A 19,603-nucleotide genomic window follows, 5' to 3' on the forward strand; every position below is an offset into this window, starting at 1 on the left:
TCAGGTGCTATTTAGAACGAAGTGATTTCGGAGGAATGCCATGCGTCGCGTGGTCGTCACAGGGCTGGGAGTTGTCTCCAGCATCGGCAACAACAAGCAGGAAGTCACCGAATCTCTCCGCAAAGGGCGCTCGGGGATTGTGTTCGCCGAGGAATACGCCGAGCGGGGTTTTCGCAGCCATGTTCATGGTGCACCCACGATAAATCTGGATGACCATGTAGATCGCCGTGTCCGACGGTTCATGGGTGACGGTGCAGCCTATAACTACGTTGCGGCCCTTGAGGCAATCGCTGATTCAGGTTTAAGCGAGAGCGTGATCAGCAACGAACGAACCGGTTTGATTGCCGGTTCGGGGGGACCCTCGACTTCCAATCAAGTCGACGCGGCCGATATCGCGCGCGAAAAGGGTGTTAAGCGCATGGGCCCCTACATGGTGCCGCGCTGTATGTCCTCGACAAATTCGGCGAATCTCTCCACGGCGCTCAAGATCAAGGGTCTGAGCTATTCCATTTCTTCTGCCTGTTCTACCAGTGCCCACTGTATCGGCAACGCTGCGGAGTTGATTCAATGGGGTAAACAGGACGTCATGTTGGCGGGCGGCGGCGAGGAACTGCATTGGACGCTCTCCATGCTGTTCGATTCAATGGGCGCGCTATCCAGCAAATACAACGACACGCCCCAAAAAGCTTCCCGGCCCTATGACGCCAATCGGGACGGCTTCGTCATAGCGGGCGGCGGCGGCATTGTGATCTTGGAAGAGCTGGAGCATGCCAAGGCACGCGGGGCAAAGATCTACGGCGAATTGGTCGGTTACGGCGCGACCTCGGACGGCGTTGATATGGTTGCGCCCTCGGGTGAGGGCGCCGTGCGTTGCATGCGTCAGGCCATTTCCACAATCGGCAACGCGCGAGTCGATTACATCAATGCGCATGGCACCTCCACGCCGGCGGGCGACATCACCGAGTTGAATGCGGTTCGGGAGGTGTTCGGCACGGATCAGCCAAAACTGTCTTCCACGAAATCCCTCACGGGGCACGCCCAAGGGGCCGCTGGTGTAACGGAGGCCATTTACTCGCTGCTGATGATGGAAGGCGGCTTCATAGCCCCTTCGATCAACATAGAAACCCCTGATGAAGGAGCGGCCGGAATGCCAATCGTGACGAGCACGGAAGAGAACGCGAAGCTCGATTGCGTGCTGTCGAATTCATTTGGGTTCGGTGGGACCAATGCCTGCCTGGTGTTCAGCCGCTACGACAGCTGATTGACGAGGTCCAGAGTGGGCGTCAAGACCAAGACGCAAAAGAGAAGTGAGGAACATGACTGAAGCGCCTTCCTACCCCAAGGGTCAGTTGATGAGTGGCAAGCGTGGGCTGATCATGGGGGTTGCCAATGATCACTCCATCGCCTGGGGTATCGCGCAGGCCTTGGCGGCGCAGGGAGCGGAGTTGGCCTTTACCTATCAGGGTGAATCCTTTGGGCGCCGCGTTCAGCCGTTGGCCGAGAGTGTTGGGGCGACCATCCTGGAACCTTGTGATGTCGACCGTCAGGAAGACATCGACCGCGTGTTCAAGCGTCTTGAAGAGGCATGGGGCGAGATCGATTTCGTACTTCATGCGGTGGCCTATTCCGATAAGAACGAGTTGAACGGGCTCTACCTCAATACGACGCGCGACAACTTCCGTCACACTATGGCGATCTCCTGCTATTCCTTCACAGCGGTCGCGCGCGCAGCCGCCCCCCTGATGAAGGCCGGTGGCAGTCTCCTGACCCTGACCTATTTGGGCGCGGAAAGGGTAACGCCTAACTACAACGTGATGGGTGTGGCAAAGGCGGCTTTGGAAGCCAGCGTTCGGTATCTCGCGGTCGATCTGGGAGACCAGAACGTACGTGTCAACGCCTTGTCGGCGGGGCCGATGCGCACGCTGGCGGGGTCGGCCATCGGCGCGGCGCGCTTCGTTTACCGCTGGACCGGAAATCAGGCGCCGCTGCACCGTAACCCACAGCTTGCCGAGGTCGGCCGTTCCGGTCTCTATCTGTTGTCGGGTCTATCGGCAGGCGTCACCGGCGAGGTTCATCACGTCGACTGTGGCTACCATGCCGTGGGCATACCCAACCCCAAACGGATGGACAGTCCTTCCAGCAAAGAGTGATACCGGCATTACTCGCTTGATTTTGCGGCTTCGCCGATGGCCGTTACGTGGTCGGTGAAAACGCTGTCCACCTCCATATTCCAGAGCGCACGGGCGCGGTCGGGATCGTTGACCGTATAGGTCAGCACGCGCAGTCCGAGAGCCTTTGCCTCATCGACCAAGGCGGGCGTTGCCGAGCGCTGGTCAAGGTGTAGCGAGAAGGCACCCAAACGATCGGCGGCCCTGCGCCAGTCCGCATCGGGTGTATCCCTGAAGTCGATCAGAACGCCGCGAGGCCACTCGGGCATGACGTCAGCAGCGACCGCCAGGGCTTGCCAATCAAAGCTGGACAGCAAGGGCGGCGTATCATGGCCCCAATGCCCGCGCAGCGTATCGATGGTGCGCCGCGCGGTTTCGGTAGCCCTTCCCGGCGTCGGTTTGATCTCCACGTTGGCCAGCAAGCCGGCCTTGCCCAAGACCGCCAGCGTTTCCTCAAGCGACGGGATCGCAGTAGCCAGCGTGGCGTTTACTTCTTGAAGCTCAGCAAAGTCTGTTTCAGCCATGTCGCGATCAACGCCCGCGATACGGCGGAGGTTGTCATCGTGATGCACAACGGGCACCCCGTCGGCAGTCAGCATGACATCGAACTCAACCCAACTCGCCCCCAACTCTGCGGCTTTGCGGAAAGCCTCCAGGCTGTTTTCCGGTGCGTCGGCGGAAGCCCCCCGGTGGGCGATGAAGGGCGGTAGGGTCAGCATGGGAAACTCCCGTTTAAATCGAATGTGGAATGCAGATGGTAAAACGAATCTTAGAAGTGCGGTTCGACACATCAACAGAAAAAGGGCGCGTCCCGGAACAGGACACGCCCTTTCGTCTTAGCTACTTAGGGGAAGGCCTCAGGAGGCGCTTTCTTCCTTCGGCTCCAGGTCCTCGCCGGTTTCCTGGTTGACGCGCTTCATCGACAACTTGACCTTACCGCGGTCATCGATGCCGATGCACTTCACGTACACTTCCTCGCCTTCCTTGACCACGTCGGTCGTCTGGTTGACGCGCTCCGGCTTCAATTCGGAGATATGCACCAGACCGTCGCGCTGCCCCATGAAGTTCACGAAAGCACCGAAATCGACGGTCTTCACGACCTTGCCACGATAGACCGTGCCGACTTCCGGCTCGGCCACGATGGAACGAATCCAGTCGATGGCCGCCTGGCCCTTGACGCTGTCGACAGCGGCGACCTTAACGGTGCCGTCATCCTCGATGTCGATCTTGGCGCCGGTCACTTCCGTGATCTCACGGATAACCTTACCGCCGGTGCCGATGATGTCGCGGATCTTGTCGCGCGGCACGTTGATCACTGTGATGCGCGGCGCATAGTCGGACACGCCTTCGCGGCTGGACTGCATGGCCTTGGACATTTCACCCAGGATATGCACGCGACCCGCACGGGCCTGCTCCAGAGCAATCTTCATGATCTCCGGTGTGATGGAGGTGATCTTGATATCCATCTGCAAGGCGGTGACGCCATCTTCGGATCCAGCAACCTTGAAGTCCATATCGCCAAGGTGATCTTCGTCACCCAGGATATCGGACAGGACGGCGAACTCCTCGCCTTCCTTGATCAGACCCATGGCGATACCGGCGCAGGGACGCTTGAGCGGTACGCCCGCATCCATCAGAGCCAGGGAGGAACCGCATACGGTTGCCATCGAAGACGATCCGTTCGATTCCGTGATCTCGGAGACCACGCGAAGCGTGTAGGGGAAGTCTTCCTTCGCCGGCAGCAGGGGATGAATGGCGCGCCAAGCAAGCTTTCCATGCCCGATCTCGCGGCGGCCCGGGCCGCGCATGAAACCGGCTTCACCGACCGAGTAGGGCGGGAAGTTGTAGTGCAGCATGAAGTTCTCGCGGTATTCGCCTTCCAGCGCGTCGATGATCTGCTCATCAGAGCCGGTGCCGAGCGTTGAGGCAACCAGTGCCTGCGTCTCGCCGCGGGTAAAGAGTGCGGAACCGTGGGTGCGGGGAAGGATGCCAACTTCCGACACGATAGGGCGGACATCCGAAAGGCCTCGGCCGTCGATGCGCTTCTTCGTCTTCAGCACATTGCCACGAACGATGTCGCTTTCCAGGGACTTGAAGACCCCCGGGAACACGGCCAGCATTTCCTCGCGCTCAGCCAAGGTCTCAAGTGCGGCTGCCTTGACTTCGGCAACCTTGTCCTGACGGGCCTGCTTATCGGGTTCGCTGTAAGCCGCGGCCAATTTCTTGCCGAAAGCGCCTTCCAGCTCCTTGCGCAGAGCCTCGACTTCGGCAGGTTGTTCCGGAACGTCGCGGGGCTCCTTGGCGGCCAGTTCGGCCAACTCAATGATGGCGTTGATCACCGCCTGCATTTCCTGGTGGCCGTAGTTGACGGCGCCCAGCATGATTTCCTCGGAAAGCTCTTTGGCCTCCGATTCCACCATCAGCACACCTTCAGCGGTGCCTGCAACCACGAGATCAAGGTCGCTCTCTGCGATCTCGGCGACGCGGGGGTTGAGGATGTACTCACCATCCTTGTAACCGACGCGGGCGGCCGCGATCGGGCCGAGGAAAGGCAGACCGGAGATGGTTAGCGCAGCACTTGCGCCGATCATGGCGACCACATCGGGGTCGTTCTCCAGGTCGTGGCTAAGCACTGTGCAGATGACTTGGGTCTCGTTCTTGTAACCCTTGGCGAACAATGGGCGGATCGGACGGTCGATCAGACGCGATACCAGGGTATCTTTTTCTGTCGGGCGCCCTTCACGCTTGAAGAAGCCGCCGGGAATCTTGCCCGTGGCGAAATACTTCTCCTGGTAGTTGACCGTCAGCGGGAAGAAATCAATCCCGGCCTTCGGTGTTTTTGCGCCAACGGCGGTGCAGAGCACGACCGTGTCGCCGTAGCGGGCCAAGACTGCCCCGTCTGCCTGACGGGCAATGCGCCCGGTTTCCAGACTGAGGGTGCGTCCGCCCCACTCAATTTCCTTACGGTAGATTTCGAACATCAGTGGTTCATCCTTACTGGTTCCGGCCGGAACAAGAAAACCGGACCCGCGAAAGAAGCGCTGCCAATGCTATTTTCAAGCGGCGCTGCTTGCGTCGGCCCGGTCGTTGAAATCCGCACTCCGGCCGTTGGCGCGAATTCCTGCATCAATGCATGGTTCAGGGTCATAGTCCGGGCAACGTCCCTTGACGCCGCAACGGGTTTGTCCCCGAGGAAAAAAGAAAGGGAGCTGACCGCAGCCGTCCGCTTGCGCAAATTCCCTGCGGGGATTGCACACTTGGTCGACGAAACGATCACGCTCCCGATCATGTTTGCCGCTTAGCGGCGCAGTCCCAGACGCTCGATCAGGCTCGCGTAGCGGCCGTGATCCTTGCGCTTCAGATAGTCCAACAGGCGGCGGCGCTGACCAACCATGATCAGAAGGCCGCGGCGTGAATGGAAATCCTTGTTATGCGACTGCAAGTGTCCGGTCAGGTTCTTGATCCGCTCGCTCAGGATGGCGACCTGGACTTCGGGTGACCCGGTGTCGTTGGCCTGTTGGGCGAACTCGTTGATCAGTTCCTGTTTACGTTCGGCGGTAATAGACATACTTCATCCGTCCTTCGACATCGCTAAAGATTTAAGACACGGACCGGACTTAAAGCGCCCGCTTCATACCGTGCCAAAGCCACCGGTTTGCCTCCTGCCAGGGCACAGACCACCTCGCCTTCGTCCAACTCCAGCGACGCGATCCGCTCCCGATGAAGACGAGAGAGGAGGGATACCGGCTGCCCTCGTCTGAGGCTTAGCGCCTCACCTTCCGATAGGGCCAGAGCCGGGATGTCGTCCAGCGCGGTCTCAATCGGAAGCAGTTGCTCGAAGGCGGCGGGACTATGCCCCATCGCCTCCAGGGAATCCAGGGAAATCGCACGTTCCTCAGTGAAGGAGCCGACAGCCAGGCGGCGCAATTCCGTTACGTGGGCAAAGGTGCCCGCAGCCAGCCCGATGTCGCGCGCGAGCGCTCGCATATAGGTGCCTTTGCCGCAAGCGACCTCGAAAACCGCGTGGTCGGCATCGGGCATGGCGACAAGCGACAGCTCAAAGATCTCCACGCGACGTGCTTTCAGTTCGAAGACCTCGCCTTCGCGCGCCAGATCGTATGCCCGCTCGCCGGCAACCTTGATGGCGGAAAAGCGAGGCGGCGTCTGCTCGATTTCGCCAAGGAACCGGGGCAGTAACGCCTCTATCTCGGCTTTCGTCGGGCGGTTGTCGCTTTCTTGCGTGACACTGCCCTCGGTATCGTCGCTCGTCGTCGCCTGTCCCCAACGCAGCTTGAACCGGTATCGTTTGCCGCATTCCATCGCATAGGGAACGGTTTTGGTCGCCTCTCCGAGGGCGATGGGCAGGATGCCGGTTGCCAGGGGATCCAGCGTGCCGCCATGCCCGGCTTTCTGAGCGTTGAAGAGCCGTTTGATCCGGCTGACTGCTTGGGTCGAGGTGAGAGCGAGGGGCTTGTCCAAAACGAGCCAGCCGTTGACCGGGTCCCCTTTGCGCTTACGCGCCATCATCCCGGTTCTCCTCAGGGTCAGGTGCGTCGTCGCCGGCCTCCCGGTTTGCCAGATCATGCGCGGCCTTTCCGCCTTTCAAGAGGCGGTTGATGCGCGCGGCTTCCTCGAAGGAGCGGTCCGCCTCGAAAGAAAGGCGTGGAACCGTGCGCAGGGTAACCTCGCGGGCCAACAAGCCACGCAGGTATGGCGCTGCTCGCTTCAAGGCCGTAACGACGTCATCCAACTCCTCGCCGCCCAGTGGGGTGACGAAGGCGGTGGCGGCCCGTAGATCGGGGCTGAGGCGCACCTCGCTCACGGTAATAACGCGCCCGACAAGTGCGGGGTCGCGGAAGTCCGCGTTCATGAGAATGCGCGCCAGCGCGTGGCGAATTTCCTCGCCAACACGAAGCTGGCGCTGACTTGGCGGTTTAACTGTCATACCGAATGTCCGGTTTCCTGCCTGGTCTCGCGAGGTTCGGGAGAAAGCGGCGCGCCTTAAAGTTCGCGCTGCTTCTCCTCGATCTCGTAGCACTCGATCACATCGCCGACCTGGATGTCGTTGTAGTTCTCGAAGGCCATGCCGCATTCGTAACCGGATTTGACCTCCTTGACCTCGTCCTTGAAGCGACGCAGCGTCTTCAGGTTGCCATCGTGCACGACCACGTCGTCACGCAGCAGCCTGACCTTGCAGCCACGCTTCACGACACCGTCGGTGATCATGCAGCCTGCAACCTTACCGACCTTGGTAATGTTGAAGACCTCGCGGATTGCTGCATAACCCAGGAACTTCTCTGCCTGTTCCGGATCGAGTAGGCCACTAAGCGCGGCCTTCATCTCGTCCACCACGTTGTAAATGATGGAGTAGTAGCGGATGTCCACGCCATCGCGCCGGGCCGCATCACGGGCCTGGGCATTCGCGCGAACGTTGAAGGCGATGACGATCGCATCGGAAGCGCGTGCCAAGGTGATGTCGGATTCGTTGACACCACCAACACCGGCATGAAGGACCCGCACGCGAGCCTCGTCGGTGCCAACCTTGTTGAGTGCTTGAACGATGGCTTCTTGGGAGCCCTGAACGTCGGATTTGACGACGACCGAGAGTTCCTTGATCTCACCTTCTTTGATCTTCGAGAGCATCTGCTCCAGACTGCCGCGACCCGAACGGGCCATGTCGGATTGGCGTTTTGCCTCCGAGCGGAACTCCGAAATCTCGCGTGCCTTGGTTTCATCCTCGACAACCACGAAGTCGTCGCCCGCATGGGGGGTGCCCTGCAAACCCGTGACCTCGACCGGGATCGACGGACCCGCCTCTTCGACACGCTCGCCACGGTCGTTGATCAGGGCGCGAACGCGACCCCATTCGTTACCCGTGACGAATACGTCGCCCATCCTCAGGGTTCCGCGCTGGACCAGGACGGTCGCAACGGAGCCACGCCCCTGCTCCAACCTTGCCTCGACCACCACGCCCTCAGCGGCGCGCAGTGCGTTGGCTTTCAGTTCGAGAATTTCCGCCTGAAGCTGGATAGCTTCCTCCAGATCGGGCAGCCCTTCGCGGGTTTTGGCCGAAACCGGAATGGCGATGATTTCACCGCCCATTTCCTCGACCACCAGATCATGGCTCAGGAGCTCTTGCTTGACGCGGTCGGGGTTTGCTTCGGGTTTGTCCATCTTGTTGATGGCGACAATGATCGGCACCTGTGCCGCCTTGGCGTGATTAATGGCCTCCACGGTTTGTTCCATGATGCCGTCATCGGCGGCCACCACCAACACCACGATGTCGGTCACGTTGGCGCCGCGTGCGCGCATCTCGGTAAAGGCGGCGTGGCCCGGCGTATCGATAAAGGTGATCGACTGTCCGGACGCAAGGTGTACCTGATAGGCGCCGATATGCTGCGTAATGCCACCGGCTTCCTGGGCCACCACGTCACTGGCGCGCAAGGCGTCCAGGAGCGACGTCTTACCGTGGTCGACGTGGCCCATGACGGTCACGACCGGTGCGCGGGGCTCCAGGTTGGAATCGTCATCTGGGTCGCCGCGCATGCCGATTTCCACGTCGGAGTCGGAAACACGGCGCAGTTTATGGCCGAACTCCTCGACCACCAACTCGGCGGTGTCGGCATCAATGGTCTGGTTGATGGTTACCATCACGCCCAATTTCATGAGCGTTTTGACGACTTCGCCGCCCCGTTCCGCCATACGATTCGCCAGTTCCTGAACGGTGATCGTTTCCGGCACCACGACCTCGCGAATAACCTTGCGGGCGGGCTGTGAAGCCATCTGCTCACGTAAACGCTGCTTCTCGCGCTCGCGCTGACGACGCAAAGAGGCGAGTGAGCGTTGGCGTTCCTGTTCGCCTTCACCTTCCAGGGCGCGGCTGATCGTCAGCTTGCCACGCCGACGGTCGTCGGGCGTCCGCCGTGTTGTCGGTGCTTTGGGAAGAGCGGCTTTGCGCTTGACGCGCCCGCCCATTTCCTCCGCCAGATCGGCAATGCTGTCTTCGCCTTCGGGGCGCTCCTTGTCGCGCCGCCGGCGGGCCGTGGCTTCCTCGTGGGTTTCTCCAGGGAAGACTTCAAGCGCGGCTTCGGCGCCATCGGCCGGCGTGGCGTCCTCGACGGGTTCCGGCTGCGGCTCCTCGCCGCGGGCGCGCGCCTCGGCTTCCTTTTCCTTTCGGCGCGCCTCGGCTTCGGCTTCAAGCTCGGCGCGTGCTTCTTCCTCAGCCAGCCTGCGCGCGTCCTCTTCTGCCTTGCGCTTGGCTTCTTCCTTGGCACGCTCCTTCTCTTCGATGCTGCGGCGCGCGTCCTCTTCTGCCTTGCGCTTGGCCTCTTCCTCGCTCCGCTTCTTTGCTTCCTCGACGACGCGCATGCGCACCTGGCGCTCCTGGCCAGTCAAGTGGGAGTCGTCTTCGGGAATTACAGTCGGAGCCTCGGTTTCCTCGCTTGTGCGGCGGCCGCGCAGTTCGATGCTCGGCTTTGCCGCAGCGGCCCGCGCCTCTGCCGGATTTGGCTGAGCACTGCGCGATCGCTTGACTTCCACCTGGACGGTCTTGCTGCGACCATGACTGAAGCTCTGGCGAACCTGACCGGCGTCCAGAGTTTTCTTCAGTTCGAGCCGCCCACTGCCGCTGAGGCTGAGAGGCTTTTTCGGCGTCTTCTCTTTGCTTTCGCTCATCTCTTCCCGTGTCTTTCCATCAGAGCGTCGGACCCATCGTTGGTCCTGCTCATAAATTCTTCAAATCTCGCGGCTTCCCGCCGCAACTTCGTTGCCAGACCGCCTGGCGCCAGGGCAACGTGCACCGACGTATCCCGGCCAAAGGCTTTACCCAATTCGGCGGCGGTGAAGATCTGAAAGATCCGCAGTCCTTCGCCGATTGCCTTGGCTAGGCCAATCATCCGTTTGCGGCCGCCTTCCGAAGCATCGCTAGCTTCCAACAAGACGGCAACGCGACCACTTCCCAGCCAACTCCGAACCTTCTCCTGACCGGCCACGGCCTCGCCCGCGCGGCGCGCCAGCGCTATGGAGTCCAAACAGCGTTGCCGCATCAGCGCTTCAACCTGATCCGCCAAATCTTCAGGCACACGCACGGTACTCTTTGCCGCTTTGGCAAAAAGTCGCCTGCGTTGCGCATGCGCAATCATATCGCGTTGCGGCGCAATCCACAAACCGCGCCCAGGCAAACGCTCACTCAAGTCCGGCACCAACAGGCCGTCGGGGTCGACGACCAGACGGATCAGCGCTTCCTTGGGCCGACGTTTGCCGCTGGCCAAACATCTCCGAATCGCCTCGGAGCGCGGCGCGCGGCGCGGCTCCGATTCGCGCATCGACTCCCCGACACCCCTTTGTGGGATCTCATCGGTCTTGTCTGCCTGTCGATCATCCTTAGGACTGGCGGTCAGGTTTTGTCCTCCTCGCTGGCATCCTTTTCGGCCACGTCTTCGTCGGCCGCTTCCGCAGGGGCTGCATCCTCGTCATCGAACCAATGAGCCCGTGCCTGCATGATCATGGCGTCAGCCTCTTCCGGTGTCGGAGCCTGATCGCCAAGAATCTCAATCAACTCGTCGCTTGCGAGATCACCGAGGTCATCCAGCGTTTTGACGCCTTCGTCACCGAGCTTTACCAGCATCGACGCCGTCAGACCTTCAAAGGCGGCGAGTTCGTCGCTGACGCCTAGTTCCTTGCGGCGGGACTCGGCCTTGCGGCTCTGTTCTTCCAGATAATTGTTGGCGCGCAGCCTCAGTTCTTCGGAGATATCCTCGTCGAAGCCCTCGATCCCAGCCAGATCGTCGGTAGCGACAAAGGCAACCTCCTCAACCGATGTGAAACCCTCTGCGACCAAGAGGTGCGCAATGACGTCGTCAACGTCCAAGGCTTCCATGAAGAGTTGAGAGCGCTGCCGGAACTCTTCTTGACGGCGTTTGCTTTCCTCCTCCTCAGTCAGGATATCGATATCCCACCCGGTGAGCTGAGCCGCCAGTCGGACGTTCTGCCCGCGCCGGCCGATCGCCAGGGAAAGCTGCTCGTCGGGAACCACAACTTCGATCTGCCCGGCATCTTCGTCAAGCACGACCTTGCTGACCTCGGCCGGTTGAAGTGCGTTCACAACAAAGGTAGCGGGGTCGGGCGACCAGGGAATGATATCGATTTTCTCGCCCTGAAGTTCGCCGACAACGGCCTGGACTCGGCTGCCGCGCATACCCACGCAGGCACCGACAGGGTCGATTGAGGTGTCATTGCTGATGACTGCAATCTTTGCGCGGCTACCGGGGTCGCGGGCCACGGCCTTCACCTCGATAATGCCGTCGTAAATCTCCGGCACTTCCTGGGCAAAAAGCTTGGCCATAAACTCGGGCCGGGCGCGAGACAGGAGAATCTGTGGTCCCCGCTGCTCGGAGCGCACGTCGAAGATATAGGCGCGCAGGCGATCACCGTTGCGGAAGGCTTCGCGCGGGATCGACTCGTCGCGGCGCATAACCGCCTCCGCGCGCCCAAGGTCGACAGTGACGTTGCCGAACTCGGTCCGCTTGACGATACCGTTGACGACTTCGCCGACGCGGTCCTTGTATTCCTCGAACTGGCGTGCCCGTTCAGCCTCCCGGACCTTCTGGACGATAACCTGTTTGGCGGTCTGGGCGGCGATTCGGCCAAGGTCGATGGGGGGCAGATCGTCCGTCAGGAACTCACCGACCTGAACATCGGGATTCCGCACCTTCGCGTCGGCCAGCAGAATCTGTGTGACCTCGTTCTCGATCGTTTCGACGACCTCGCGGAACCGCCGCAGGCGAATCTCGCCGGACTTGCGGTCGATTTCCGCACGCACATCGTGCTCATGCCCGTACTTGGCCCGCCCGGCCTTGGAGATGGCCTGTTCCATGGCCTCCAAGACTTCTTCTCGGTCGATGCTTTTTTCCCGGGCGACCGCCTCGGCCACCTGCAGGAGCTCGGTCTTAAATGCCGTTGCCGTTTCCATCCTCTCGCCTCTTTCTCATGCAAGGGTGCGGTTCAATCCGCATCCTGCGAAAACTGTTCGGCTTCTTTCTGCATGGCCTCGATCAAGGCGTCGGTAAGCAGAAGCTTGGCCTTCCTCAAACCGGCAAAGGGGAGCTTCACCACGCCCTCGGCCGTTTCCACAACAATCTCAGTTCCTTCAACGCCCATGAGTCTGCCGGACACACGCTTGTGTCCATCTATGGACTGTTCCATCTCGATGCGCGCTTCAAACCCGGCGAAACGCGCAAAATCACCAAGCCGCGTCAAAGGGCGGTCCAGTCCCGGGGAGGAAACCTCCAGCGTAAACTCGCTGTCGATCGGATCCTCGACATCCAGAATTGCGCTGGTAGCGCGGCTTACGGCAGCGCAGTCCTCGACATCAATCATGGCGCCGTCCTTACGGTCGACCATGATCTGCAGGGTTGGCGAACCCCGACCGGATAGCAGCACCCGGACGATCTCGTAACCCATATCTTCCAGCGTCGGGGCAATCAGCTTCTCGACAACACGAGCCCGGCCCTCACTCGTCTTGGAGGGCAGGTTGTCTTCCTGTTGATCGCCGCTGCTGCTTTCGGCCACTTAACAATACTCCGTTCCGGTCGCCATCGCTGGTTTCGGGTTCCAGAAATAAAAAAAGCGGGCCGGTGGCCCACCATTTTTCAATAACTCAACGACCTAGATCATCAAGTTCTATGGCATGGAGCGAAAAATAGCGACGCTGCGCAGTTTTCTCAAGTGCTTTCTCGCATTTTGGCGCGCCGGGTAAAACGCAGGTAAACAGGCTGGCGTCCTGCAGCCAGCGCCTTTTCCTCGTAACGGGTCGGCGGCCAATCGTCACTACGCCGACGCCAGTCCGCTGGCTTCTCAACATTCCAATCAAACCAAGGGTGGTTTGTTGCGGCTGCCAGAATCCAGCGACGATAAGAGGGGTCGTCGGTTGCGATCCTTAACTCGGCCCCAGTCTTGAGGAGTTCCGCAAGACGGTCGAGCGTTTGTTTTTGCACGATCCTACGTTTGTTGTGCTTGGCCTTTGGCCAGGGGTCGGGGAACAGGATGAATGCCCGATCAATGGTTTGCTCCGGTAGCCGGTCGAGAAGATCGCGGGCATCGCCTTTATGGATACGCACATTCTTGAGGTTGGCATCCTCCACTAGCTTCAGAAGGTTGCCCACGCCGTTGATGAAGAACTCGGCGCCGATGATGCCGACATTCGGATTTTGTCCGGCTTGCCAGGCCAGGTGCTCACCGCCGCCGAAGCCGATTTCCAACCAAAGTGCCGCGGGGGTGGGGACGAATTGTCCTGTAGGGTCGCCGGCGGCGGCTTCAAGATTCAATTCAAGCTGCGGCAGCAGGGTATCGAGCAGCCGTTGGCGCGCTGCGCGGATAGGCCTACCCTTGCGGCGTCCATGCAGGGACCGCCGAGGCCTTTGGGTTTTCTCTCCGTCAGGGGGGGCGGCGCACATGGTCTCAGGCGTTAAAAGCCTGCTTCAATGCCTCCACGAGGTCAGTGCGCTCCCAGGAGAATCCGCCATCGACGTCGGGTGACCGTCCAAAATGGCCATAGGCGGCGGTACGCGCATAGATCGGACGGTTTAGCCCGAGATGCTCGCGGATACCGCGCGGCCTTAGATCGACGAGCTCCCGCAATGTCTTCGCGAGCTTGTCCTCATTCACTTCATTCGTGCCGTGGGTTTCAACGAAAAGGCTCAAGGGTTCGGCAACGCCGATTGCGTAGGAGAGCTGGATCAGGCAGCGCTGAGAAAGCCCGGCCGCCACCACGTTCTTAGCCAGATAGCGAGCCGCATAGGCTGCCGAACGGTCCACCTTGGTCGGATCTTTCCCGGAGAAGGCGCCGCCGCCGTGCGGTGCGGCTCCACCATAGGTGTCGACAATGATCTTGCGTCCGGTCAGGCCGGCATCACCATCGGGACCACCGATAACGAAACGACCGGTCGGATTGACGTAGAAGTCTTCCTCGGCGCACATCCAGCCGTTGGGCAGTACGTTCATGACATGAGGGCGAACGATCTCGCGCACTTCTTCCTGTGTCAGGCTTTCGCCGTGCTGGGTGGAAACCACAACCTTGGTAGCGCGCACCGGCTTGCCGTCGTGGTATTCCAGCGTGACCTGGCTCTTGGCGTCCGGGCCCAGATGCGGTTCTGCGCCGGAATGCCGGGCTTCGGCGAGCGATTTCAGTATATTGTGGGAAAAGTGAATGGGGGCGGGCATCAGCGCTTCGGTTTCATCGCAGGCATAGCCAAACATGATCCCCTGATCGCCGGCGCCTTCGTCCTTGTTGCCTTTGGCATCGACGCCTATCGCGATGTCCCTGGACTGCTCGTGGATGTGGTTTTCCACCGACGCGTTCATCCAGTGGAATCCATCCTGTTCGTAGCCGATTTCCTTGACCGCCTTGCGCGCCACATCCTCAATCAGGTCGCGGGTGACGCTGGCAGGACCGCGTACCTCGCCTGCCAGAACGATACGGTTTGTCGTGCAGAGCGTTTCCACGGCGACACGCGCTTCTGGCTCGTGGCCAATGTATGTGTCCACGATGGCGTCGGAGATTCGATCAGAAACCTTATCGGGATGGCCTTCGGAAACTGATTCGCTCGTGAACTGATAGATACCCTTGCGCACGGTTATTCCCCCGATTGCGATTTGCCGATTTCCTGAAGCGGGTTCTGCCTGGATTGCGGAGCCACGCGTGCGCGCACGCAAACAAAGGCGTGCGCGAAAAACGCCGCATCCTGTGGTTTGACGAGCGGGGCGTCAAGTCCTCTTAGAATCCTCGCCGGTATTTGCATCGGATGCCGCGCTGTTGAGCTTAGCGATCGCCCTTGCGAGGTCGATTAGACCGCGGCGCAGTTCTGTGGATGGAATTTGCCGGAAAGCGCCTAGAAGTTCGGCAAGTTCCTTCGATTCCGTTCGGTCGGCTTCATAGCTCACCGGCTCATCATGCCAAGCGTGGTGGCTTGTGCCTGACTGCGCTCTGACTTGCCCCGGCATATCCTCGAAGAAGAAGTTGAGCTCGACGTTCAAAGCCAGACAAATGTCGTAAAGTCGGCTCGCGCTGATCCGGTTGATACCTCTTTCATATTTCTGAACTTGCTGGAAACTGACGCCTAGGATTTCCGCAAGCCGTTCCTGGCTGAAACCGCGCTCTACCCGTCGCATAAAGAGACGGTTTCCGACATGCCGGTCGATAGGATTACCGGCAACGCGTGATCCTTTGCGGCGGGTTCCGGCCACCGCCTCATTCTGCGGGACTTCAGCGAAAAGCACGTCTTCTGGAACGGCCAATAGGTTGGCCAGTGCCTTTTGGAGTGTTGCGTCCGGTAGATACAGACCGTTTTCGATTCGCCGGAGTTCTCGAAGAGAAATCTGCAAAGCGTTGGCAGCTTCTTTTTGAGTAAGACCAATCTTGCGGCGGCTTTGCCATAAGGTATCGGCCGTCGCCGCGTAAGGACCCATTGCGGATCCACGCATCTTTCGTGATGTCATATCCCTATTTCGCCCCCAAGGTGCTTCTTCTAGCGGTACCGCTCGTTTGGTCTTGGCGGCACCTAGGCGGAGCATATCATGATATGCACGCAAGGGAAGTCTTGTGGGCATTGGACACCAGTGTGGCCTGCCAAAAGAAAGAGGCGCCGGTTACCGGCGCCTCTTAATACCTAAGGGTCAAAAAGAATCGAAAGCCGTTACTCGGCATCCTCCGCCTTGGCCAGCGCCTTTGTCATCTCGAACAAGCGCCTGCGAACCTGCTGATCGGTAATACGGTAGTATGCCCGCACCAGCTCAAGCGTTTCCCGCCGGGCCATCGGATCCTTTTCATAGGGATGCGGCTCATCGGGGTTGTCGCTGGTTAGTAGCTGGCTCGGCGACTTCCGCGCCGTGTCTTCCGGCATATCGTCGAAGAAAAACCCGATGGGTACGTCCAGAATGCGCGCGATATCAAAGAGCCGGCTGGATCCGATGCGATTTGCGCCTCGCTCATATTTTTGTACCTGCTGGAATGTGAGGCCGATTGCCTCACCCAGTTTCTCCTGGCTCATTCCCAATAGAGTGCGGCGCAGTCTTACCCGCGCACCTACATGCATATCGATTGGATTTGGGCCGCCCGGTCCAATGGCTTTCCCCGGTTTACGTCCTCGCGGCATTAGGTCGCCTCCTGATTGTCGGTTGTTCTACAGTCCAATATTCACTCAATTGATGGGAAAATCCATACACAATCTATGATTGGGTAGGACTAACTTTGTACTCCTTCACAGGATCCGTCGGAGCAACAATACAAGCAAGTAGAAAAACCCCAATAAAAACATGGATGTATAGTGATTAATCTTTGAAAACAACGTGGGGTGCTGCAAGGGACGGGCGAGACCCACATCCAAGACGCCGCTGCGTCCAAGCGGCAGTTTTCCCAAAAAACGACCATAGGAGTCGATGGAGGCGGAGATTCCTCCGTTGGCGGCCCGCACCACGGGAAGGCCCTCTTCGACCGCCCGCAGGCGGGCCGCGGCAAGGTGTTGATAGGGGCCGGACGAGAGTCCGAACCAGTTATCGTTTGTGAGGTTCAAAAGCCATTGCGGCCGGGCTGCACTTGCTTTTGGCGTGACGGCGCCGGGAAAAATGATCTCGTAACAAATCAAGGCTGAGTAAGGTGGCAGCCCGGGGATTTCCATAAGACTTACCCCGGGGCCTGCATTGAAATCCGCCCGACCGGCGGTCAACTTCGTTGCTCCGAGGATGCTCCGGAACGGAACATACTCGCCAAAGGGGACGAGGTGAGCCTTGTCGTAGGCGCTGACCTGCCGCCCGTTGCCGTCGAATGCAAATAGACTGTTCCAAAATCTGATGCTGCCGTCATCGGCGTCTTCACCACGCGGTGCGCCGGTAATGACCGCACCGCCCGGCGGCGCCAGATCGGACAGGGCTTGCTGCAACCCTTCCGCGCGATCTAGCAGGAACGGCACCGCTGTTTCCGACCATATTATGTGCGTGACCGTGTCGTACCCTGGACCTCGGCTCATCCTCAACTGTTGCCGCACATGCTCGGCCCGCAAGGCCTGATCCCACTTGCTTTCCTGCGGAATATCCGGTTGCACCAGACGCAAGCGGACCGAAGGCACCAGGTCGTCCTCGGTGTCAGGTGCGCCCGTAATTCTGATGCCGGCATAAAGACCGGACGTCATTAGGAAAAGGATCGCCAGCACAGCGGGGGCAAAGCGCTGCCGTGGGGAGGCCCGGTCACCAATCGCCGCAGGCGCGCTGGCAGCAAACACGGTAAACAGCGACAAGCCCCAAACGCCGATTAGTGCTGCCGGTTGCAGCGTCGTAGCCGAAAAGGCCCAGACGCTACCTATTAGGTTCCATGGAAAGCCGGTCAGCAGCCACGCGCGAAGCAGTTCCGCAACAAGCCAAGCAATAGCCAACACGGCGATTCTTTGTGGACCGCCCCAGAAATACCGCCTGGAAATCCAAAGGGTGAGAGCGACGAACAGGCCAAGACCCAAGGAAAGGCCCAAGACGGCGAAGGGGCCGACCACCCCGAAGCGATCCGCCTCGACGAAGAATGCGATCGTGACCCAGTAGAGGCCCGCCAGGAAGAATCCGAGAGCAAAAGCCCAAGCGCGCAAGAATGCGGCCCAGCCGCGTCCGGCACCATCCAGCAGCCACGTAAGCCCGGTAAAGGCGGGCAATAGCAATGGCACGGCGTACAGCGGGGGCAGCGCACCGACAGCCAACAGGCCCAGCAGGAACGAGAGGCAAAGGGCCCGCCATCGCCCCAGACCGGCCGTTCTTGCCGACAGTGCTTGAAAAAAGCCGACCGGGGCCGAAGAAGATACGGCCTTACCTTGCATCGCCGTCATTTGTCGTGGGTTTGGGCAGAATGTTGTGTACGCGCAGCCGCTTGATACGCCGGGGGTCGGCTTCCAGAACCTCGAAACTGATTCCTGACGGGTGGGAAACCAATTCGCCGCGCGCCGGAACATGTCCCGCCAGGGAAACGACCAGCCCTCCCAGTGTATCGATATCTTCCTCCCGCTCTTCCTCGGTCAGGATCGGGCCAGTCTGGCTTTCAAACTCTTCGATATCCATGCGTGCGTCGACCACCAGATTGCCGTCGGGTCGTCGGATCAGACGCGGTGCGCTTGCAACGTCGTGCTCGTCTTCGATCTCACCGACGATTTCCTCGACCAGATCCTCGATCGTCACTAAGCCGTCGATACCGCCATACTCGTCCACGACCATTGCCATGTGAACACGGCTGAGTCGCATATCCAGCAATAGATCTAAAACCCGCATAGAGGGCGCGATGATTAGCACCTCCCGGGCAATTCCGGTCAGGCGCTTGCGTTTACTCTGGTTGGCCAGGACATCCTTTATGTGTACGAAGCCGATGACCTCGTCCAAGGTCTCCCGATAAACAGGTAAGCGAGAGTGGCCCTTTTCAGCCATCAGCTTCAACAGTGAGTCGAGGCTGGTGCCGGCCTCGACCGCCACGATATCCGCCCGCGGAACCATAACATCGTAGGCCGTCAGGTGCCGAAGCTTCAGCGTGTTCAGCAGCATGACTCTTTCGTGGTCGCTTATGGGGGTGTCGTCTTCGCCACTGCTATGCAGTTCGCTTTCCTCGAGTATCGTTTCGATGGATTCGCGCAGTGTCGAATCACCGTTGCGTAGCCCCAGGAATCCGCGAATTTTTGCGCGCAGGCGCTGCCAAGTCGTGAGACCGTTCGAGTTGCCGTTCTGTTGACCGGAGCTGGGACCGCAGTCTGCGCTGCGCGGACTACAGTCGCGAAACCGCTTAAACGAATCCGGATCGCTGCCGTCAGTCATCACATCACATTCCTTGCCGCCAGGGCCGCAGGCTCAGACTCGTCCAGGTAGGGGTCGGACACGCCCAGTCGCGCCAGTATGCGGCGCTCCAAGCTTTCCATTGCCGTCGCTTCTTCGGGTGCTTCGTGATCGTGACCCAGAAGATGCAAGGTTCCGTGCACCACGAGATGCAGGAAATGGTCGCGCAACGCCTTACCATCGGCGGCGGCTTCGCGCTGCAATGTATCCAGCGAAAGGACGATGTCGCCAAGCAGCAGCGGCCCTGCGCCCAGTGGCATACTCGGTGGTGCATCCTGGGCGTGGAGGTCGAATTGCGGAAAGGACAGCACGTTCGTGGGTTGGTCCTTGCCTCGGTAACGGGCGTTGAGATCCTGCAGGAAGGGGTCATCTGCCAAACAGATGCAAATTTCCGCAGCGACCTGCTGGCTGTCCGATATCCGTTGCTCGGTCCGGAGCGTCTCCGTCACCGCCTGTTTGGCGTCCTCTTCGACAGAACCAATCTTTGCCTGCCAGTCACCGCTATGGAACACGATGTCCAGTTCCAGGAGCACGGGGCTGTCGATACTACTATCAGGGTCGTCGTTCATTACCGTTTCAAAAGACCG

Annotated in this window: 18 protein-coding genes; 2 read left to right on the forward strand and 16 right to left on the reverse strand. The window is 59.9% G+C overall.

Going from position 1 to position 19,603, the window contains the following annotated elements; all coding sequences use genetic code 11:
- Positions 1-40 precede the first annotated feature (40 nt).
- Complete coding sequence (gene fabB, locus FHR98_RS14045; RefSeq protein WP_183417365.1) at positions 41-1,261, forward strand: beta-ketoacyl-ACP synthase I; 1,221 nt, start codon at positions 41-43, stop codon at positions 1,259-1,261.
- Between the two features lie 55 nt (positions 1,262-1,316).
- A complete protein-coding gene (locus FHR98_RS14050; protein WP_221205914.1) occupies positions 1,317-2,150 on the forward strand; it encodes an enoyl-ACP reductase FabI in 834 nt (277 codons plus the stop codon).
- Between the two features lie 8 nt (positions 2,151-2,158).
- Here the strand turns inward: FHR98_RS14050 and FHR98_RS14055 are convergent, their stop codons facing one another.
- From FHR98_RS14055 to ybeY, 16 genes are all read right to left on the reverse strand, one after another.
- Positions 2,159-2,887, reverse strand: coding sequence for a glycerophosphodiester phosphodiesterase family protein (locus FHR98_RS14055; RefSeq protein ID WP_183417366.1), 729 nt, complete (start codon positions 2,885-2,887; stop codon positions 2,159-2,161).
- A 138-nt stretch (positions 2,888-3,025) separates the two neighbouring features.
- Positions 3,026-5,149 carry a polyribonucleotide nucleotidyltransferase gene (gene pnp, locus FHR98_RS14060; protein ID WP_183417367.1) on the reverse strand — a complete coding sequence of 708 codons (2,124 nt, stop codon included), beginning with the start codon at positions 5,147-5,149 and terminating at the stop codon, positions 3,026-3,028.
- A gap of 317 nt (positions 5,150-5,466) precedes the next feature.
- Positions 5,467-5,736 (reverse strand): 30S ribosomal protein S15, encoded by a 270-nt coding sequence (gene rpsO / locus FHR98_RS14065; protein WP_183417368.1) that lies wholly within the window; start codon positions 5,734-5,736, stop codon positions 5,467-5,469.
- A gap of 23 nt (positions 5,737-5,759) precedes the next feature.
- Complete coding sequence (gene truB, locus FHR98_RS14070) at positions 5,760-6,692, reverse strand: tRNA pseudouridine(55) synthase TruB (RefSeq protein ID WP_183417489.1); 933 nt, start codon at positions 6,690-6,692, stop codon at positions 5,760-5,762.
- A complete protein-coding gene (rbfA, locus tag FHR98_RS14075) occupies positions 6,682-7,113 on the reverse strand; it encodes a 30S ribosome-binding factor RbfA (protein ID WP_183417369.1) in 432 nt (143 codons plus the stop codon). The genes truB and rbfA overlap by 11 nt, the downstream gene beginning before the upstream one ends.
- A gap of 56 nt (positions 7,114-7,169) precedes the next feature.
- Positions 7,170-9,842 (reverse strand): translation initiation factor IF-2, encoded by a 2,673-nt coding sequence (gene infB, locus FHR98_RS14080; RefSeq protein ID WP_183417370.1) that lies wholly within the window; start codon positions 9,840-9,842, stop codon positions 7,170-7,172.
- On the reverse strand, positions 9,839-10,492 hold the full coding sequence (locus FHR98_RS14085) for an RNA-binding protein (RefSeq protein ID WP_183417371.1): 654 nt from the start codon (positions 10,490-10,492) through the stop codon (positions 9,839-9,841). Before FHR98_RS14085 ends, infB begins: the two co-directional genes overlap by 4 nt.
- A gap of 71 nt (positions 10,493-10,563) precedes the next feature.
- A complete protein-coding gene (gene nusA, locus FHR98_RS14090; RefSeq protein WP_183417372.1) occupies positions 10,564-12,138 on the reverse strand; it encodes a transcription termination factor NusA in 1,575 nt (524 codons plus the stop codon).
- A gap of 32 nt (positions 12,139-12,170) precedes the next feature.
- Entirely contained in the window at positions 12,171-12,737 is a 567-nt protein-coding gene (rimP, locus tag FHR98_RS14095) for a ribosome maturation factor RimP (RefSeq protein ID WP_322091265.1), read from the reverse strand.
- A gap of 152 nt (positions 12,738-12,889) precedes the next feature.
- On the reverse strand, positions 12,890-13,621 hold the full coding sequence (gene trmB, locus FHR98_RS14100; protein WP_183417373.1) for a tRNA (guanosine(46)-N7)-methyltransferase TrmB: 732 nt from the start codon (positions 13,619-13,621) through the stop codon (positions 12,890-12,892).
- Between the two features lie 4 nt (positions 13,622-13,625).
- Positions 13,626-14,798 carry a methionine adenosyltransferase gene (gene metK, locus FHR98_RS14105; protein WP_183417374.1) on the reverse strand — a complete coding sequence of 391 codons (1,173 nt, stop codon included), beginning with the start codon at positions 14,796-14,798 and terminating at the stop codon, positions 13,626-13,628.
- Between the two features lie 132 nt (positions 14,799-14,930).
- Entirely contained in the window at positions 14,931-15,662 is a 732-nt protein-coding gene (locus FHR98_RS16810) for a helix-turn-helix domain-containing protein (protein WP_183417375.1), read from the reverse strand.
- A gap of 197 nt (positions 15,663-15,859) precedes the next feature.
- Positions 15,860-16,318, reverse strand: a complete 459-nt coding sequence (locus tag FHR98_RS14115) for a helix-turn-helix domain-containing protein (protein WP_183417376.1) — start codon at positions 16,316-16,318, stop codon at positions 15,860-15,862.
- Positions 16,319-16,423: 105 nt separating this feature from the next.
- Positions 16,424-18,028: an apolipoprotein N-acyltransferase gene (gene lnt, locus FHR98_RS14120; RefSeq protein ID WP_183417377.1), complete on the reverse strand. Its 1,605-nt coding sequence runs from the start codon at positions 18,026-18,028 to the stop codon at positions 16,424-16,426.
- Positions 18,009-18,998, reverse strand: coding sequence for a hemolysin family protein (locus tag FHR98_RS14125; RefSeq protein ID WP_183417378.1), 990 nt, complete (start codon positions 18,996-18,998; stop codon positions 18,009-18,011). The genes lnt and FHR98_RS14125 overlap by 20 nt, the downstream gene beginning before the upstream one ends.
- Positions 18,998-19,585 carry an rRNA maturation RNase YbeY gene (gene ybeY, locus FHR98_RS14130; protein ID WP_183417379.1) on the reverse strand — a complete coding sequence of 196 codons (588 nt, stop codon included), beginning with the start codon at positions 19,583-19,585 and terminating at the stop codon, positions 18,998-19,000. The genes FHR98_RS14125 and ybeY overlap by 1 nt, the downstream gene beginning before the upstream one ends.
- Between the last annotated feature and the right edge of the window lie 18 nt (positions 19,586-19,603).

Origin of the sequence: Limibacillus halophilus (assembly GCF_014191775.1) — a bacterium.
In the GTDB taxonomy this organism is placed as follows: Bacteria; Pseudomonadota; Alphaproteobacteria; order Kiloniellales; family CECT-8803; genus Limibacillus; species Limibacillus halophilus.

Excerpts from the sequence above, each read along its gene's own strand:
- fabB (WP_183417365.1), top strand. The coding sequence starts at position 41 with ATGCGTCGCGTGGTCGTCACAGGGCTGGGAGTTGTCTCCAGCATCGGC.
- FHR98_RS14050 (WP_221205914.1), top strand. The coding sequence starts at position 1,317 with ATGACTGAAGCGCCTTCCTACCCCAAGGGTCAGTTGATGAGTGGCAAG.
- FHR98_RS14055 (WP_183417366.1), bottom strand. The coding sequence starts at position 2,887 with ATGCTGACCCTACCGCCCTTCATCGCCCACCGGGGGGCTTCCGCCGAC.
- pnp (WP_183417367.1), bottom strand. The coding sequence starts at position 5,149 with ATGTTCGAAATCTACCGTAAGGAAATTGAGTGGGGCGGACGCACCCTC.
- rpsO (WP_183417368.1), bottom strand. The coding sequence starts at position 5,736 with ATGTCTATTACCGCCGAACGTAAACAGGAACTGATCAACGAGTTCGCC.
- truB (WP_183417489.1), bottom strand. The coding sequence starts at position 6,692 with ATGGCGCGTAAGCGCAAAGGGGACCCGGTCAACGGCTGGCTCGTTTTG.
- rbfA (WP_183417369.1), bottom strand. The coding sequence starts at position 7,113 with ATGACAGTTAAACCGCCAAGTCAGCGCCAGCTTCGTGTTGGCGAGGAA.
- infB (WP_183417370.1), bottom strand. The coding sequence starts at position 9,842 with ATGAGCGAAAGCAAAGAGAAGACGCCGAAAAAGCCTCTCAGCCTCAGC.
- FHR98_RS14085 (WP_183417371.1), bottom strand. The coding sequence starts at position 10,492 with ATGCGCGAATCGGAGCCGCGCCGCGCGCCGCGCTCCGAGGCGATTCGG.
- nusA (WP_183417372.1), bottom strand. The coding sequence starts at position 12,138 with ATGGAAACGGCAACGGCATTTAAGACCGAGCTCCTGCAGGTGGCCGAG.
- trmB (WP_183417373.1), bottom strand. The coding sequence starts at position 13,621 with ATGTGCGCCGCCCCCCCTGACGGAGAGAAAACCCAAAGGCCTCGGCGG.
- FHR98_RS16810 (WP_183417375.1), bottom strand. The coding sequence starts at position 15,662 with ATGACATCACGAAAGATGCGTGGATCCGCAATGGGTCCTTACGCGGCG.
- FHR98_RS14115 (WP_183417376.1), bottom strand. The coding sequence starts at position 16,318 with ATGCCGCGAGGACGTAAACCGGGGAAAGCCATTGGACCGGGCGGCCCA.
- lnt (WP_183417377.1), bottom strand. The coding sequence starts at position 18,028 with ATGACGGCGATGCAAGGTAAGGCCGTATCTTCTTCGGCCCCGGTCGGC.
- FHR98_RS14125 (WP_183417378.1), bottom strand. The coding sequence starts at position 18,998 with ATGACTGACGGCAGCGATCCGGATTCGTTTAAGCGGTTTCGCGACTGT.
- ybeY (WP_183417379.1), bottom strand. The coding sequence starts at position 19,585 with ATGAACGACGACCCTGATAGTAGTATCGACAGCCCCGTGCTCCTGGAA.